This is a genomic window from Microbacterium aurantiacum (assembly GCF_040532595.1).
GTDB lineage: Bacteria > Actinomycetota > Actinomycetes > Actinomycetales > Microbacteriaceae > Microbacterium > Microbacterium chocolatum_B.
In genome coordinates this window covers 1,995,636-2,011,985 of sequence record NZ_JBEVYX010000001.1, presented here as the reverse complement: position 1 = coordinate 2,011,985, position 16,350 = coordinate 1,995,636, and the positions used below count along the sequence as shown (strand labels likewise).

Below are 16,350 nucleotides of genomic sequence, written 5' to 3'. Positions count from 1 at the left end.
CGTGACCTACGGCACGGCCCTAGAGCAGCGAATGAGGGAGTAATGAGAGCACTAAATCCCAGGTCGGGCACCTAATTCGACCGCCATAGCGCCAATTCATGCCATGGAGGCCGAAGTTATCTACACGCGTTCGACTTTTCTCTCCTTCAAGAACTATTGGACTCATAGACCAAAGCGACGTGACCGCAGCGGGTCCCACCCTCCAGCGGGAAGAAGCTCGGCCGGAGGGTCGACGACGGCGCGTTCGCCCGCCAGATGAGGGCGGGGGGGGTGGTGTCTGCCCTACGGTGGGGCGATGGGTTCAGGGCAGGCGTGGTTGGCGCCGGGGGCGGAACAGCTCGATCGTCTCGAGACCGATGAGCGGGACGCGGCGGACTTCGTCGACTACATGCCGCTGTGGATCCGTCAGGCCGGCTACCCGGGCGGAGAGGCGCGGATCAATCGACGCATCAAAGACCATCTGGTCCGCGACTGGCAGGTGCCGCGCCTGCCGGGGCGGGGCCGGCGAGCAGGGCGAGAGCGCTACGCCAGCGGCATCCCATGGTCGGAGGACGCGCGGCGCCTTCTGTTCTCCCGCGACACGGACGAGAAGCTCGCGGGCGGTCTCGTCTTCGAACACGTGCGTCCGCTGAAGAACACCGTTGCCGAGTTACGGGCGTCGTATGTGGCCGGGGAGGGCCGGGACCCGGCATCCATGCTGGCGTTGCTCCGACGGCTCCACGTCGGGTGGTGTTTCGCGGTGGTCTCGAAGCGCGATCGGGTGCCGCGGGCGTTCGCGGACGGGGCGGACCCGGTCTTGAAGTTCGCTGAGATCGCCGGGCGCGCGGCGGGATTCATGATTCTCCGCGACGATCCGCGGTTCGGGGACCGGGAGTGGTGAAGGATCTCTAGCGGTGGGTCGGCCGCATGGGCGGCAGAGTCGACACCAGGACGCTGTCAGGGCTCGTCTCCTTGAGCGCCTGTCGGCGGGTGTCGTCGAGATAGCCGACATGGTTCTGGAAGGCCGCGCGCGCCCCGTCGGGGTCGCTCGCCGCGATCGCCAGGTAGATCGCCTCGTGCTGCTGAGACACCCGCTCCCGGTCGAGCTGGTCGACGAAGACGGAATTGGTCGCGGGGCGCGCGAGGTGTACTGACGTCATCGCGAGCTCGAGGATGGGATTGCGTGCTGCGCGCGTGATCGCGGTGTGGAAGGCCAGGTCGAGGTCGAGCCACTCCGGCATCGGAAGCGACAGATCCGTGCTCGCATCCACCGCCTGCTTGATGGCCGCCAGATCGGCGTCATCACGTCGAAGCGCCGCGAGCTCGACGCAATGCATCTCGAGCACCCAACGCGCTTCATCCACGTCGCGGACCGACACGTTGCCGGCGCGGTACCAGAGCTGAATGGCGTCGGCGAGCTGCTCGGCGACCTCCTCCGAGTCGGGCACGGCCACGAATGTTCCGCCATTGCTCCCGCGGGCCGAAACAACCAGGCCCATCGCCGACAACAGCTTCAGACCTTCTCGTGCGGTCGCTCGGGAGACGTCGAAAGCCTCCGCGAGCTCAGCCTCGGAGGGGAGGCGTTCGCCCGGCGACCAGACGCCGTCAGAGATCGCGGTGCGCAGCTGACGCGCGATCTGGCCTGACGCGTCCCGTCTCCCCAGGGGCGCGGGCGTGAAGCCTGTCATCCGTCTCCTTCGTCCACTGCCTATCGAAACACATGGTTTACACGACAGCCATCATGAAGTAATAATTCGAACGTTGAATGTTAGACAATCAACCTGAGAGGCCCGACATGAAGCGTTACCTCCTACCCCTGGCCGCACTGCTGTTGTCTGCGACCGCCCTTGCCGCCTGCAGCGCCCCTCCGGCGCCGAGCGATACCACCGCACCCACGGCCGCGGCCACAGCCGTCGCAGATGGCTCCGCCATGACGACGACCATCGACTATCTCGACGCGGGCCTTCCGGACCTCGGGGGTGCCACGATCGCCTACCTGACCGAGTGCGCCACAGCCAATGCCTACTGCCAGACGCGCCTGGACGGCGCTCAGGAGATGGCCGATGAGGCGAACGCCGAACTCGTGGTCTTCGACGCGAACTTCGACCCCGCCACGCAGCTCTCGCAGGTGCAGGATGCCGTGCAACGCGGCTTCGACGGCTACCTCTTCTCCCCCGTCGCATCGACGTCCGGATGCGCCGACCTCGACGTGCTGCTCGACACCGGCAAGCCTGTCGCAACGATCAACAGCCCGGTCTGCGGGAATCCCGACTACACCGAAGGCACCGTCGGGTTCGTGGCCATGCAGACCGAGTCCTTCTTCACCGAACACGTCATGAATGCCTTCGCCTCGTGCGATGGCGAGTGCGAAGCGGTTGCGGTCGGCGGCTTCGTCGGGAGCGACCTCTTCACCCGATGGGAGAGCGCGATCGCGGCGGCCGCTGCCGAGTACCCGAACGTCACGGTCGTCTCCGATCAGCCCGGCAACTTCGACCCCGCGACGGCTCTCACGGTCGTCCAGGATGCGATCGCGGCAAACCCGGACGTCTCGATCGTCGTCTCGTCGTGGGATGACATGACCCGCGGAGTCGAGCAGGCCATCACGGCAAGCGGCAAGACGCCGGGCACCGACGTACGCATCTACAGCGTCGGCGGCACCACCGACGGCGTCGCGAAGGTCGCCGACGGCACATGGAGCGGCACGTCGGTGCTCCTTCCCTATGAAGAGTCCGCCTACGGATTCGTTCAGCTCGCCCGCGCGATCGACACGGGAGAGCCGACGCCCGGCTTCACCTTCCTCGGTGACGCGCCCGTCGTCGTCGACGGGCCCGGCTCGATCTTCGTCACGAGCGACAACGCCGCGACCTTCACGCCGGAGTACTGAGCATGAGCACCCCCTCGTCCGGAGAGCGCATCGCCCTGTCGATGCGAGGACTGCGCAAGGCATACCCGGGAGTCGTCGCGCTCGACAGTGTGAGCCTCGACGTCTTCGCCGGCAAGGTCCACGGGATCGTCGGTGAGAACGGAGCCGGAAAGTCCACTCTCATGAAGACGATCGCCGGAGCTGTCACTCCGGACGAGGGGGCCGTCCTGGTCGACGGGAAGACCATGCCGACCGGTGTCCACGCCGCAGGCGCGGTCGGCGTCGCCATGATCTATCAAGAACTCACGATCATCCCCGAGCTCACCGCCTGCGACAACGTCTTCCTCGGGGATCCCCCGAGGAAGGGCGTCGTCCTCGCCCACCGCCGTGCTCGAGCGCGCTTCCGCGAGATGAGCGAGCTGCTCGGCCTGGACATCGCGCCCGGCATCCGTGCCGGTTCGCTGTCGACCAGCGCGCAGCAGTTGCTCGAGATCATGCGCGCTCTTGCCCGCGATCGGCGCATCGTCGTGATGGACGAGCCGACGGCATCCCTCGGCCCCGCCGATATCGAAAGGCTCCACGGGATCATCCGCGACCTTCGCGACCGCGGAGTAACGGTGCTCTACGTCTCACACGACCTCGACGCCGTCCTCGACGTCTGCGACACCGTGAGCGTTATGCGCGCGGGACAGTTGGTCACCACGGCCCCCGCGTCGGAATGGACGCACGGAGCTCTCGTCACCGCCATGGTCGGCGCGATCTCACCGCCCGACCCTCGGACGCCCCGAGAGCAGGAGCACACGATCGTCCTCGACATCCGCGGCATGCGAGGGCCCGGCATCGACCTTCCGGAGCTGACCGTGCGCGCCGGCGAGATCGTCGGCCTCGCGGGACTCGTCGGCTCGGGACGCTCCCGCCTCCTCGGCGCGCTCGTCGGCTCGCGCGACCTCGACGCCGGCTCGATGGAGATCGACAACGCCCCGGTCGCGTGGCCGCGCTCGCCCCGAGCCGCCGCGCGTATCGGAATCGTCCTCGCGCCCGAAGACCGCAAGGCTCAGGGACTCGTGCTCGACCGGGCATCGAGCTGGAACGTCGCCATCGGCGCCTTCGCCCGCGCCGCAGGCGCCGTTCGCGTGACCGGCCGTCGCATCGCTCGGTGGGCGCAGCCGTTCACCACGCGCGCGGCGCTCCCCGAGCACCGACTTTCCGTTGCCGTCGGGACGCTGTCCGGCGGCAACCAGCAGAAGGTTCTGCTCGCACGCCAGATCAGTCGCGCCCCCCGTTGCCTGTTGCTCGACGAACCGACACGAGGCATCGACATCGGCGCCAAAGCACAGGTGTTCGCGATGCTGCGATCGCTCGCCGACGACGGCCTCGGCGTCATCTGGGCCAGCAGCGAACTCGAAGAGGTCGCGCGCTATTCGGATCGCGTCGTCGTCCTCGCTGGGGGTCGCGCCGTCGCGGAGCTTCCGGGCGGCTGCGACGTGCACGACATCCTCACCCACTCGTTCTCACGCTCCGATAGGAAGGCTGCGGCATGAGCCTTGCCACCACCCCCACCGCGCCGACCACGGGCCGCGACGCCCTCATCTGGCTTCGTTCTCACGGCGTCGTCCTCGCGCTCATCGTGCTCGTCGCGATCGTCGCGCTCGCGCAGCCCGCCTTCCTCGCCCCCGGCAACCTGATGAACATCCTGAGCCAGTGGGCACCCGTTGCGATCATGGGCGTCGGTATGACCTACGTCGTCATCACCGGCGGATTCGACCTGTCGGTCGCCGCCGTGTTCGCGCTCGGAGGGGTCGTCGCCGCAGGACTCGGACAGACGATGCCGCCGCTCGTCGCCTTCGTCGTCGCGGTCGCCGTCGGTGCCGCCGCCGGGCTCCTCAACGGCGTCATCGTCACCGTGCTGCGCGTCAACCCCTTCATCGCGACCCTCGGCAGCTCGCTCATCCTCGGCGGCGTCGCTCTCGTCGTGACAGCGAACCGCCCGTTTGTCGTCACGTTCGCCGATTTCGGCATCCTCGGATCCGGGCGCTTGCTCGGCGTCCCCTACTCGGGGATGGTTGCGATCCTCGTCATGGTCGTCGGCGGACTCGTCCTCGCCTACACCGCCTACGGCCAGAACGTCTACGCGGTCGGCGGCAATCTCGAAGCCAGCCACCTCGCCGGCATCCACACCACTCGCGTGGTGAGCCTCGCCTACGTGGTCTCTGGTGCGTGCGCCGGACTCGCGGGCGCCATCAGCGCGTCCCAGTTGAGCTCAGCCCAGGCCAGCATGGGCGCGAACCTCCTGTTCGACGTGCTGACCGTCGTCATCGTCGGGGGGACGTCGCTCGCCGGGGGCAAAGGCGCGGTCTGGCGAACGGCAGTCGGAGTCGGAATCCTCGCCACGCTCCAAAACGGATTCAACCTGCTCGACGTCGATCCGTACTACCAGAACATCATCAAGGGCCTCATCATCATCGCTGCACTGGCCCACGTGCGCTTCCCGCGACGCATCAGGCCTTCCGCTTAGACCTGGCGTCGCCACCATCCACCCGCAGACTCGATACACAAAGGAGAACAGCATGTCCGCACCTCAGATCGAAGAACTGACGATCGCTGCCGCCCACGAAGGATTCCGCTCCGGCGCCTTCACGGCCCGTGAACTGGTCGACGCCTACCTCGACCGCATCGCCGCCGTCGATGCCGCCGGGCCGGCGCTGAATTCGATCATCACCGTCGCCTCGGATGCCCGCGACCAGGCCGACCGACTCGACGCCGTGTTCGCGCGCACCGGAGAGTTCATCGGGCCACTGCACGGCGTGCCGATCGTCGTGAAGGACCAGATCGAAACGGCGGACATCCCGACGTCCTTCGGCAACGTCGCCGCAGCCGAGTACGTTCCGGCGCAGGATGCGACGGCGATCACGAAGCTCCGCGACGCAGGAGCGATCATTCTCGGGAAAACGACCCTGCCCGATTTCGCGACCTCGTGGTTCTCGACCTCCTCGCGCAGCGGTGTCACGAAGAACCCCTACGACCTCGCACGCGACCCTGGCGGATCCAGCAGCGGCTCGGCGACGGCGGTGGCCGCCAATCTCGCCCTCGTCGGGATCGGCGAAGACACCGGTGGCTCGATCCGCCTGCCCGCGTCGTTCTGCGGCCTCGTCGGCGTCCGCGTGACGCCCGGACTCATCAGCCGCGCCGGCATGTCGTCGCTCGTCACCCCGCAGGACACCGCGGGCCCGATGACTCGCACGGTGGAGGACTCCGCCCGACTCCTGGACGTGCTCGTCGGGTTCGACGAGCGAGACGAGTTCACCGGTGCCGTCGTCGTCGACGCCGGCGGCGCGAGCTTCACCGAGGCGGCGGCCCCGCGTTCTGCCGAAGGGCTGCGCCTCGGCGTCCTCCGTCAGGCCTTCCCCGACGTCGCAGACCCCGACGGCGCCCGCGCGGCATCCGTCCTCGAGGCGGCTCTGACGCGCCTCGCCGAAGCCGGTGCCGAGCTCGTCGAGATCGCGATCGACCGACTCGACGAGCAAGTCGGATTCACGTCTCTCTACACGACACGATCGCAGCAGGATATGAACGCGTTCGTGGGCGCGCGCCCGGATCTCCCGGTCGAGTCGATGGGCGCCATCGTCGCGGCGGGCCAGTACCACGAGAAGCTCGACCTTCTCGAAGCCATCGTGGCGGGCCCGCTCGACCCGACCGACGACCCGGCGTACCTGGAGCGTGTCCTCGCGCAGACGGCATTCCAGCGTCAGGTGCTCGGCATCATGGCGGTGCACGACCTCGACGCGATCGTGTTCCCCGACTCGAAGCTGCCGGCACCCACGCACGCCGACATCTTCGCGGACCGCTGGACGTGCCTCACCTACCCGACCAACACCGTCATCGCGTCGCAGCTGCTCTTCCCCGCCATCACCGTGCCGGCCGGCTTCACCGAGGACGGACTGCCGGTCGGGCTCGAGATGATGTCCGCTCCCTACTCGGAGCGTGCGTTGCTCGGCGTCGCGTCGGCGGTCGAGGGGGCACTCGCTGCCCGCCGTGCACCCCACTTGGATGGGAATGATGCATGAGACCCGTCACGGTCAACGCCGACCTCGGCGAGTCCATCGGCATCCACTCGTTTGGAAATGACGATGACCTTCTCGCCATCGTCGACTCGGTCAACATCGCCTGCGGCATGCACGCGGGAGACCCGAGCGAGATGCGGCGGGTCATCGAGAAGTCGGTCGAGCGTGGCGTGACGATCGGTGCGCACCCGGGTCTTCCCGACATGGTGGGCTTCGGCCGACGAGCAATGGCGTTGGATGCCGAGGAGGTGCGCGATCTCGTGCGCTACCAGGTGGGTGCACTCGCTGCCTTTCTCGACGCCGCCGGCGCACCCCTCCACCACGTGAAGCCGCACGGAGCCCTCTTCGGGATGACTCTCGCGGACGTCGAGCTGATGCGCGGAGTGTGCGAGGTCGCGCTCCAGTTCGACGTCGGTGTGTATGGCCTGCAGGGAACCGCTCATGAGGAGGCGGCGCGCGATGTCGGAGTGCCCTTCTTCTCGGAGCTCTACGTCGATCTCGACTACGACGACAACGGTGTTCTGATCATCGAACGGCGAGCACGACCCACCGACGCGAGCGCGGCGCGAGAGCGGGTGCGGGAGGCTGTGGATGGCAGAGCCTTGCGGACCGCCTCCGGCCGCGTGCGTGATGTCAGCGTCGATACGGTGTGTGTTCACTCGGACCTGCCGAACGCTGTCGAGATCGCGCGGGCTGTGCGAGGGGAAATCGATTCCCTGACCCGCGCGTAGTTGACCAGCGTTCGCGCGATGGGCGCCCCGCGTGCGCGTGGGGCGCCCGTCGTGTCGTGCGCATCGCGGTCTCGTGCGCTGGAGTCAGCCGGCTCGATGAGCGCGGCGGCGGACGACGAGCAGGGTTGCCGCCCCGCCGAGGAGGAGCGCACCCCCGAGGGCGAGGGTCGACCACGCGGGATCGGACCCGGTCGCCGCGAGGACGCGGGCGGGCGCATCGGCGTCGGACGCGGCATCCGTTGCGGGGGTGTCGTCGGAGTCGGAGGGGGTTCCGGCGTCCGGGTCGGCACTTTCGGTCGGCTCGGGGGTGGGAGCCTCGGTCGGCTGGGGCGTCTGTGTCGGGTCCGGGGTCGGCTCGGGGTCGGGGTTGGGTGCCGGGTCGGGGTTCGGCTCGGGATTGACGAACAGGCCCACCTGCTGCGACCGGATCTGACCGTTGCCGTTGGTGAAGGCGACGAGGATGGCCGTGTTGGTCTGACTGCGCGTCACATCGCTAAGGGTGAGCGTCGTGGACGTCGCCCCCTCGATCGGCTGGAAGATCGCGTTCTCGGCCGTCAGCTCGTACCACTGCACGATGTCCCAGTGGGTCGCGGCGGCGGTGAAGGTCGCGTCCTCCCCCTCGAAGACGACCTGACTCTGCGGCTGCTCGGTGATGACGGGCAGGCCGCCGATCTCGGGGGCGGGAACCTCTTCTTCGCCCGGGGAGGATTCCGGCGCGGGTGACACGGGGGTCTCGATGGGCGCGGTTTCGGCGGCCATCGCGGGGCTCGAGGAGAGCGCGACTCCCCCCAGGACGAGAGCGGCGATGGACAGGGCCGCGATGCGGCGACGCGGAGCGGCAGTGGAACGTGTCATGCGGGTCGGAGACTCTCTCGATGGGCGACGAGCAGTCTCAGGTGTGCGCAGGGCGCGGCATCCGTGGGGGGGTGTCGCGTGACGCGTGAGCGGTCTCGCCGGCGGCGGTCGGGTGGGGCCACCGTACGGGCGCCAGGCTCGGGCGAGGTAGTGCCGGGGTGAGAGAGGCGGGTGGGGAGGGTGAGGGGCGTGGGCGAGCGGGGTTGCTTGGGCGTCAGGCGGTTTCGCCGTCGGCGGCCTCGATGATCTCGCGCATGAGCTGGACGGTGATCTCTTCGCGGGTTCCGTCGACCCACTCGTGGAGGGTGAACGGGACGCCAAGGCCGTCGAGGTAGTCGACGGTCTTCTCCAGGCGGGGGACGACCTCGATGTGGTCGTTGCCGAACAGGGTTGCGGTGAAGACCGGCTCGCCGGCGCGGATTGCGCGACGTAGCTCGGGGGTGGAGCGTCGCGTAATGCGGTAGAGCGCCTGAAGGACCACGCTCGGGAAGTCAGGGGTTCCGTCGAGGGTGAGGGAGATCGCGTTCTGGGGGGCGTTCTGGGGCGCGGGCATGGGTCCATTCGATCATGCGGGGGTCGCCGGGGAGCGACGCTGCGGGTCGTCCCGGTCTCGGTACGTCCGCTGCGCGGACACTCGACCACCCGATTGCGGGAGGAGCACGGGGATTCGAGTAGCCGGGCTCGCGAGAGGCGTATCTAAATTCGATATTCGCTACCCACAGGCGGGATCAAAGCCTAGTCATTGTCGTACCTCTGTTCTATACTTTGAAGACGGAACACTGACCGAGACGAGAAGCCATGGACGAGACTTCGGAGCCGGTGGGCGACAGCGATGGTCGTGATGCGGTGGCTCGGGCGACGGCGGAGTTCGTCGACGAGATTCTCGAGGCTCGTCGTGTGACCGCGGAGGGGCAAGCGCGTGAGGCCGCCGCGATGGCGAAGGCGTATGCGTACGCGCAGGAGCAGACCGCGTGTCTCGGGTCGACAACGGCCAAGGCGCGGGAGATGCCGTTGCGGGCGATGGCGGCGGAGATCGGCGCGGCCACGCGGGTGAATGACAGTACGGTGCAGAACCGGCTGTTCGAATGCCACCGACTCGTGACGGAGTATTCCCCGACGTTCGAGGCGTGGCGGGCGGGGAAGGTGTCGCAGGCGCACACGAAGGTGATCGTGGAGTTCGGTGCCGACCTCCCGGACCCGGACGCGCGCGCGGCGTACGAGAAGGACGTGCTCGACTACGCAGTGAAGACCGCGACCGGTCGGTTGCGGCCGTACGCGCAGCAGGTGGCGGACAAGCTCAATCCGCGGACGGTGCAGGAGCGGCACGAGGTCGCAGCCTGTAAGCAGCGGGTGTTCGTCGAAGACCTCCCCGACGGGATGTCGATGCTCGGAACGATCGCACCCTCCGCCTACGTCCACGGAGCGTATGACCGCGCGACTCAGGAGGCGCGGGAGATCAAAGCCGCCGACCTGCGGGCCCGACGGGAGTACGCCGAGCGGCGGGCGCGCGGTGAAGAGGTTGAAGAGCCGTGGTTCGACGAACGGACGCTGGATCAGATCCGCGCGGACGTCGTGATGGACATGCTCCTCACCGCTGCACCGACGATCGACCCCACCGGCGGCGGGCTCGCCGCGATCCGCGCGAGCGTGCAGGTCAGCATCCCGGCGACGACCCTGGCGGGGACGACGTCGGGTGGGGCGGAGTTGAACGGGAAGTGCGCGATCGACCCGGCCACGGTGCGAATCCTGACGGGGAACGCGCCCGGGTTCGACCGGGTGTTCCTCCACCCCGTCACCGCCGAAGTGTTGACCACGGACCGGTACACCCCGACCGCGGGGTTGAAGCGGTTCCTGCAGGCCCGGTACGTGCGGTGCGCGTTCCCCGGATGCCGGCGACCGGCGATGCGATCCGAGATCGACCACCACCAGGAGTACGCCAACGGCGGGAAGACAGACGGAGACAATCTCGGGCCCTGCTGCACCCGTCATCACGTCACCCGACACGCAGCGGGATGGACCGTTCAGCAACTTCCCGGCGGCAGGCTGAGATTCACCGCACCGTCCGGCAAGGTCTACATCGAAGACCCACCACCCAGGGTGATGTTCATCCCCGATTCTGACCCCGAACCGGATCCCGGTTCCGAACCGGATCGCGAATCGCCTCCGATCATTCCGCCGTTCTGATCATCGGCGTCCGCGCGTTCCTGAGATGGCTGCCGCGGGGTCGCTCCGCGACCCCTTGCCCTCGACGGGGGTAACCCACGTCGGACCGAGTAAGACGTATGGCTAGAGTCGTGCGGTGGACCTCAGCGATGCGACAACGTCGCTCAACGTCTTCTTGGCGCTCGTCGGCGTCGTCACCCTGGCGGCAGTAATCACATCGATCCGACCGGTGCGCGCATACATCGGCGAAGACACCGCGAACCTCGTCAACGTCAGCCTCGCCACCATCGCCGCACTCGGAACCGCCACCCTCGTCATCATCGAGTTCCGGAACACCCTCGGCGGGCTCGCCGGCATCACCCTGCTCGCCCTCGGAATCATCGTCGCGACAATCCTGTTCGTCCTCGCCTGGCGCGCGTGCACGCGTGGCGGAAAGTTCGCGCTCGCGATCTGCGCCGCGATTGGCACGACCGCACTCGTGGCGATCGCGCAAGCGTGGGCGTGGGGATTCGTCTGGGCGCTGTGGGCGATCATCCTGTTCGCGCTACTGCCGACCGCGCTCACCCGTCACCGTCCGGAGCGCGAAACCGGAACGGGAGGCGGCGTCGCGCTCCTCGTCGGAATCGTCGTGCTCGGGGTGCTCTGCGCGGTGGGACTCGAGGCATCGGGGGTATCGGCCCCCTGGCGGTTCGCGATCCTCGCCGAACTGACCGTGTACCTCGCGTGGCTAGGGACCTGGCACGCCGGCCACGGGGCAGGCGTGGCGACGGGGGCTTCCGCGGCTGAGGCGGCGTCGGAGGGGGACGGCATCCGTCAGGGGTGACGACGCGGAGCGAGGTTGGCCGGGACTGACGTTGCGGGTCGTCCGGGTCTCGGTACGCCCGCTGCGCGGGCTACTCGACCACCGGGAGATGGCGGCGGGCGCGGGATCCGGGCGTGGGGGGCGGTACGGGGCTCTTGTGGCCGACGCGGACGTCGTCACCAGACAGAGTGGTGACGACGTCCGCAATCGACGGATGGAATCAGTCGGCGCGAGGCCTACGAGTGCGGGCGATCGCCCCTGCGACGACGAGCGCGATGCCCGCAAGCGCGAGGAACATCCACGGCCACGCATCCGCTCCTGTAGTGGCGAGATCGGGGTCGTTCTGCGCATCCGAACCGGACGAGCCCTCACCGGGGGTGCCGGATCCGCCGCCGTCGCCGCCGTTGCTGCCGCCGCCGTCGTCAGAAGCGGAGTCATCGACGGCGTTGACGCGCACGATCAGGCCGCGCTCGTCACCGGTGTTGTCCGACGCGCGCAGCACCGCATACAACTCCCGCGTCCCGGCCTCGGGAGCCGTGTAGTCGACCACCGCCGACGCCACCCCCTCGGCTCCGAGTCCACCGAGACGCTTCACGGCCACGATGTTCCCCTCGGAAGGGTGACCGTCGTAGACGGTGACGATCTCGTGCGACGCGGTGTCACGCTCGGCATCCGCTTTCAGCACGATCTGCGCCGTCTCGCCCACCGTGACCTCGGGAAGCGCGCTCTCGCTGTCGAGATCGAACGTCGCCGCGTCGGTCGTGATCACACCGGCGCCGGCGAAACCGACCTGCGCGTCACTCGCGCCCGCGGCACCCTCGGGAACGACGGACACGAGCCCGAAGCCCTGGTTGTTCTGGCCACACACGAGGGTCTCGGCCTCCCCGGTTCGCGGGTCGGTCAGCGTCACGTCGCCCTGCACCGAATCGGCCGGGCACACCGTGTCGGGAGTTCCCGCCCATCCGTGGATCTCGTCGATCGTGTCGTCCTCGTCGAGCACGACGAAGATGCGCCAGCTCTGCGCGCCGCCGCCGGCCGCACCCTGCGCGGTCCACTGCGGCGACGACACGGTGAGGCTCTCCTGGGGCTGGATGTCGGAGGTGACCGTCGTGGTGCCGATGTCGACCGGCTCGCCGATGATCGTGTTGTTCGCATCGATCGGAACCGCCGAGAACGACACGGTCAACGGATCGGTGATCGGGACGAGGCTGTAGTTGGAGACCTCGACGTCGAACACGACCGGGTCGCCCACCTCGGGGCTGGAGCCGTAGGGCACGCCCGACGTCGTCGGGTCGTCGCCGTCGGGCAGTCGCGGGGTGAAGCCCCGCAGCTCCTGACGGTTGTCCAGCGGAACCCACTGGACGGTGCCGAGGTACCCGATGGGCCCCCGAACCAAGACGGTCGCCCCGGGCATGTTCAGTGCCGGATCGGGCTTCTGCCCGTACACGCGTGTCCAAAACTCCCGGCCCTCCGCGTTGGCGGTGAGATCGGTGCCGTAGGTCACCCGGACCGCGCCGTCCGCGCCGTAGTAGTACGCGGCGCCGAACTCGTAGCCGAGGTCGGCATCCACTTCCGGAACCGACAGGGCGAACGTGGTGCTGTGCGTGTTCGCCGTCGACCCGCTCGTCGACCCGGTGAACATCTGGTTCGTGCTGAAGCCCGCGGACAGAGAGCCCTCGAGGTCGGCGGATTCGACGAAGGGAATTCCGACCTTGGCCTCGACGCCGCCCTCGACGTTCAGATCGAGGTTCCAGCCCTTCTCGGACGTTTCGGAGGTGCTGGACGAACCCGACACGGTCGTCGTGAGGTCGACCGATGTCTCGGTGCCCCCGACGCCGATCTGCTCGTTGAACAGCGAGGCGTCACCGGTGGTCGTCGTGCCGTCCGCAGCCACAGACGTGAACTGACCGACGACGTCATCGATCGGCACCTGGCCGTTGACGAGCCGCGGGTACGACAGTGCGTTCCCGTTCTGCCAGCTGGCGCTGAAGTAGTCGTTGCCCTTGCCGGCGAGGTCCGCCTGCTGCGGCGTGCCGGGAACGACGACATCCCAGTAGCCGTAGCAGCCGTCGTCGCAGCCGGAGCTCGCGGCATCCGGGCGATCCCAGGAATCGACCGAGATCACCGGGTAGCGGGTGACCTGGTAGTCCTGCACGATCGCGTTGACGATGTCGTCGTCGCCGGTCTTCGAGCTGATCGTGAAGTCGGTGCTGTAGCCCGCCTGCGAGGTTGCACTCCCCAGCGAACTCCAGGATGCCCCCAGCTTTCCGGAGAGCTCGCCGCTGATCTCGCCCTTCTCCAGGAACGGGATGCCCGCATCGATCGTGGCCTTGACGTCGGCCTCGGCGCTCAGGTTGTAGGCCTGATTCGACTGCTGGGACGTCTCGTTGTTGAACGCGCCCGTGCCCGAGGTCCCCATCTCGAGGTTGAAGTCCTGGTTGCGCGAGATGTTGAGGAACTCTCCGTCGATCCAGTCGCTGTGCCCGGGAGGCTGCCCTCCGATCAGGCTCATCGAAGTGAGCTTCTGCACCGTGAAGACGACCGGATCGCCGAGCTCGAGCGTCTTGCCACCGGGGTCGTAGGAGGTGAGGTCGAAACCGCTCACCGCCAACGTCTCGCCCCCGTCGACCGTCACGGCCTGCGTGGTGACCGAGGGCGGCTCATCGACGTCTGTCGGCTGGATCAGGAGGAGCTGGTCATCGTTCGCTTCGCCACCGACGAGGGAGAGCGCGATGCCCCACTGCGCGTCGTCGCCCCCGCCGCCACCGGCGAAGCCGCCGACCGCCATCGAGACGCTGAACGTCTCATAGAGCGGGGGAAGGGAGACCGTGTCAGGGAAGAGGAACGCGAGTTCCCCGTTGAGCAGTCGCGCGACGGTCACCGCCTGCCCGCCGTCGGAGTCGGGGTGCGTGATGGCGAGCTGGCGGCTGCCGGAGCCGTCCACCGTGTCGAAGAACTGTCCGCTCTCCACGCGCACGCCCGAGTTCGCGTTCTCCCATTGCGCCGAGTACGCCACGTCGTCGACCCGGATCCGGGTCACATCCGACACCGACAGGTCGGTCCCGCTGAGGGTGATCCGACTCACGGCCAGACCGATGTAGCCGGAGTCCGCGGCATCCGGACCCACCCAGGCGATCTCCTGCAGTCCGTCACCGTCGAAGTCGTACACCGACATGTCGGCGGAGGCCAGCTGGTCGGTCGAGAGGCTCACCGGCAGCGTCTGCGGATCTCCGACCCGCGTCAGTTCGCGCTGCTCCTCACCACTCGCGGTGTACTCGGCCACGAAAACGGTAGGAGTGCCGGCGTCATCCACGTACGCGACGACGATCTCAGGCGTTCCGTCCTGATCGACGTCGGCGGTGTCCACCGCGAGGGGCAGCATCGCGCCGGCCGCGGTGCGACCTGGCGTGATGCCGGTGTCGATCGTCGTCACGAGACGTCGGTTGAGTCCGACGTTGTAGTCGACCACTGCGAGGGCGAGCTCGGAGTTCGGCTTCACGTAGGCGACCACGGCTTCGTCCCGGCCGAGTCCCTCTGCGCCGGCGACACCGTCGAGGTCGGCGACGGCGAGGTCGAAGACGGTATCCGTCGCGGCCGGAATCTCGAACGAGACGGATGCCGGGATCTCGTCGGGCTGCTCGACAGCGACGAAGTCCCACTCGAAGGGGGTGCCGCTCCCGAACGCGCTGGTCGTGATCCCGAACCCGGTTCCGTCGTACCTCAACGCCTGTCCGTGCGACCAGTTGAAGATCATCGACCCGCCGTCCCCCTGGGGGATGAGGCGCCACAGCTGGTGCTCGCTGTCGTTGCACACGGCGGTCCAGGGGTTGCCGAACGGGATCGGCTGGGTGAGGCACGTCCCGTCCGCGCGGTTGACGAGCTGGAAGACGACGGCGTCGTCGGCGACGTCCAGGTGCGCGATGGCCGTCCACTGCTGCGTCAGGTCGGACTTCTCGGCGCCGTTGCTCGACGCTGCGTAGAGCGGCGCGACGGGGTCGGAGCTGGTCGCGATCACGTCGTCGCTCGACGCGCGACTGCGGATGAGGTAGGTCTTGCCCGGCTCGAGGTCGTCCTCGGGCGGCGCGTAGGTGGTGTAGGTCCCGATGGGTTCGGCGGCGTCGCTCGTGGACGTCAGCTGCAGGATGCCGACCGACTCTCGACCGTTCCCGTCGAGCAGGCCTTCGGTCGCGGCGAGGAGGAGGCTTCGTTCGGCGAAGGGGGCCGTGAAATTGCCCGCGGCGGTCCGCGCACCGAGGACGGTGCGATCCGGCTCCGGTGACGACCCGCGCGGGTCGGGCTGGGCCAGGGTGGCCAGTGCCGTGTTGGTGTCGTTGGTGACGCGGCGGTAGCTGTTGGCGTTCAGCGTCGTCGAGAGCAGGAGCTCGTCGTTGGCGAATGCGACCCGCTCGCCGAGAAGGGCCTCGGCGGGGAAGTCGTTGCCGTCACCGTCGGTGGTGGTCGCGTCGAAGGGCTCGATGGCGAGGAGCGGCGCGGCGCTGCTCGGCGCAGCGGCGAACGCGAAGCCCACGGCGACGGCGGCGGTGGTGGCGAAAGCGAAGATGCCGCGGCGCGCGCGACGATGAGCGAAAGACATGTGTCGGGAAGGACCTTCTGGCGATTCGGGTCGAGACAGAGTGCGGTGGCCCGAACGTAGCCGTGGGTGGAGCCCGCGCCGAAGCCCCAGGGTGAGTGCTGCGCTGTTTCGGGGTGAGGCGGGCGAGGGGTGTAGCCTCCCGGGGTGGGCCAAAGCCCCCTTTTCCGGCGCCGGTCTCACCTGCCCCCCAGCAGCGGTGACCGTGCGCCGCCGCCCACCCGGGGAGGCAACGGGTATCGACGCTAGGGGCGGGGTTGCGGCGTGACCGATTCGGAGGATGAGGGAGAGGCGCCTTTGGGGTG

General features: G+C 68.3%; 12 protein-coding genes. 8 read left to right on the top strand and 4 right to left on the bottom strand.

What is annotated here, in order from left to right; all coding sequences use genetic code 11:
- The first annotated feature begins 295 nt into the window (after positions 1–295).
- On the top strand, positions 296–880 hold the full coding sequence (locus ABXJ56_RS09490; RefSeq protein ID WP_353999424.1) for a hypothetical protein: 585 nt from the start codon (positions 296–298) through the stop codon (positions 878–880).
- A 7-nt stretch (positions 881–887) separates the two neighbouring features.
- Here ABXJ56_RS09490 and ABXJ56_RS09485 read toward each other — a convergent pair whose 3' ends face one another.
- Positions 888–1,667 (bottom strand): FadR/GntR family transcriptional regulator, encoded by a 780-nt coding sequence (locus ABXJ56_RS09485; RefSeq protein ID WP_353999423.1) that lies wholly within the window; start codon positions 1,665–1,667, stop codon positions 888–890.
- Between the two features lie 107 nt (positions 1,668–1,774).
- Between ABXJ56_RS09485 and ABXJ56_RS09480 the strand changes: the two genes are divergently transcribed.
- From ABXJ56_RS09480 to ABXJ56_RS09460, 5 genes are read left to right on the top strand one after another with little or no spacing between them, the layout of a single operon-like run.
- On the top strand, positions 1,775–2,863 hold the full coding sequence (locus ABXJ56_RS09480; RefSeq protein ID WP_353999422.1) for a sugar ABC transporter substrate-binding protein: 1,089 nt from the start codon (positions 1,775–1,777) through the stop codon (positions 2,861–2,863).
- A 2-nt stretch (positions 2,864–2,865) separates the two neighbouring features.
- Entirely contained in the window at positions 2,866–4,383 is a 1,518-nt protein-coding gene (locus ABXJ56_RS09475) for a sugar ABC transporter ATP-binding protein (protein ID WP_353999421.1), read from the top strand.
- A complete protein-coding gene (locus ABXJ56_RS09470; protein WP_353999420.1) occupies positions 4,380–5,357 on the top strand; it encodes an ABC transporter permease in 978 nt (325 codons plus the stop codon). The genes ABXJ56_RS09475 and ABXJ56_RS09470 overlap by 4 nt, the downstream gene beginning before the upstream one ends.
- Positions 5,358–5,409: 52 nt before the next feature.
- On the top strand, positions 5,410–6,906 hold the full coding sequence (locus ABXJ56_RS09465; RefSeq protein ID WP_353999419.1) for an amidase: 1,497 nt from the start codon (positions 5,410–5,412) through the stop codon (positions 6,904–6,906).
- Complete coding sequence (locus ABXJ56_RS09460) at positions 6,903–7,634, top strand: 5-oxoprolinase subunit PxpA (RefSeq protein WP_353999418.1); 732 nt, start codon at positions 6,903–6,905, stop codon at positions 7,632–7,634. The genes ABXJ56_RS09465 and ABXJ56_RS09460 overlap by 4 nt, the downstream gene beginning before the upstream one ends.
- 84 nt (positions 7,635–7,718) lie before the next feature.
- Here ABXJ56_RS09460 and ABXJ56_RS09455 read toward each other — a convergent pair whose 3' ends face one another.
- Together ABXJ56_RS09455 and ABXJ56_RS09450 are read right to left on the bottom strand one after the other, a co-directional pair.
- The gene (locus ABXJ56_RS09455; protein WP_353999417.1) at positions 7,719–8,489 is read right to left on the bottom strand and encodes an immunoglobulin domain-containing protein; all 771 of its coding nucleotides are present in this window, start codon (positions 8,487–8,489) and stop codon (positions 7,719–7,721) included.
- Between the two features lie 214 nt (positions 8,490–8,703).
- Positions 8,704–9,042 carry a hypothetical protein gene (locus ABXJ56_RS09450; protein WP_353999416.1) on the bottom strand — a complete coding sequence of 113 codons (339 nt, stop codon included), beginning with the start codon at positions 9,040–9,042 and terminating at the stop codon, positions 8,704–8,706.
- 245 nt (positions 9,043–9,287) lie between these two features.
- On the opposite strand from ABXJ56_RS09450, the gene ABXJ56_RS09445 reads away from it, so the two are divergent.
- Both ABXJ56_RS09445 and ABXJ56_RS09440 read left to right on the top strand, forming a co-directional pair.
- The gene (locus ABXJ56_RS09445; RefSeq protein ID WP_353999415.1) at positions 9,288–10,673 is read left to right on the top strand and encodes an HNH endonuclease signature motif containing protein; all 1,386 of its coding nucleotides are present in this window, start codon (positions 9,288–9,290) and stop codon (positions 10,671–10,673) included.
- 115 nt (positions 10,674–10,788) lie between these two features.
- Positions 10,789–11,475: a hypothetical protein gene (locus ABXJ56_RS09440; protein WP_353999414.1), complete on the top strand. Its 687-nt coding sequence runs from the start codon at positions 10,789–10,791 to the stop codon at positions 11,473–11,475.
- A 199-nt stretch (positions 11,476–11,674) separates the two neighbouring features.
- On the opposite strand, the gene ABXJ56_RS09435 is transcribed toward ABXJ56_RS09440, so the two are convergent.
- On the bottom strand, positions 11,675–16,048 hold the full coding sequence (locus ABXJ56_RS09435; protein WP_353999413.1) for a hypothetical protein: 4,374 nt from the start codon (positions 16,046–16,048) through the stop codon (positions 11,675–11,677).
- Positions 16,049–16,350: the final 302 nt, after the last annotated feature.

Coding starts and splice junctions, on each gene's coding strand:
- ABXJ56_RS09470 (WP_353999420.1), top strand. CDS start 4,380: ATGAGCCTTGCCACCACCCCCACCGCGCCGACCACGGGCCGCGACGCC.
- ABXJ56_RS09435 (WP_353999413.1), bottom strand. CDS start 16,048: ATGTCTTTCGCTCATCGTCGCGCGCGCCGCGGCATCTTCGCTTTCGCC.
- ABXJ56_RS09455 (WP_353999417.1), bottom strand. CDS start 8,489: ATGACACGTTCCACTGCCGCTCCGCGTCGCCGCATCGCGGCCCTGTCC.
- ABXJ56_RS09485 (WP_353999423.1), bottom strand. CDS start 1,667: ATGACAGGCTTCACGCCCGCGCCCCTGGGGAGACGGGACGCGTCAGGC.
- ABXJ56_RS09480 (WP_353999422.1), top strand. CDS start 1,775: ATGAAGCGTTACCTCCTACCCCTGGCCGCACTGCTGTTGTCTGCGACC.
- ABXJ56_RS09475 (WP_353999421.1), top strand. CDS start 2,866: ATGAGCACCCCCTCGTCCGGAGAGCGCATCGCCCTGTCGATGCGAGGA.
- ABXJ56_RS09460 (WP_353999418.1), top strand. CDS start 6,903: ATGAGACCCGTCACGGTCAACGCCGACCTCGGCGAGTCCATCGGCATC.
- ABXJ56_RS09450 (WP_353999416.1), bottom strand. CDS start 9,042: ATGCCCGCGCCCCAGAACGCCCCCCAGAACGCGATCTCCCTCACCCTC.
- ABXJ56_RS09490 (WP_353999424.1), top strand. CDS start 296: ATGGGTTCAGGGCAGGCGTGGTTGGCGCCGGGGGCGGAACAGCTCGAT.
- ABXJ56_RS09445 (WP_353999415.1), top strand. CDS start 9,288: ATGGACGAGACTTCGGAGCCGGTGGGCGACAGCGATGGTCGTGATGCG.
- ABXJ56_RS09465 (WP_353999419.1), top strand. CDS start 5,410: ATGTCCGCACCTCAGATCGAAGAACTGACGATCGCTGCCGCCCACGAA.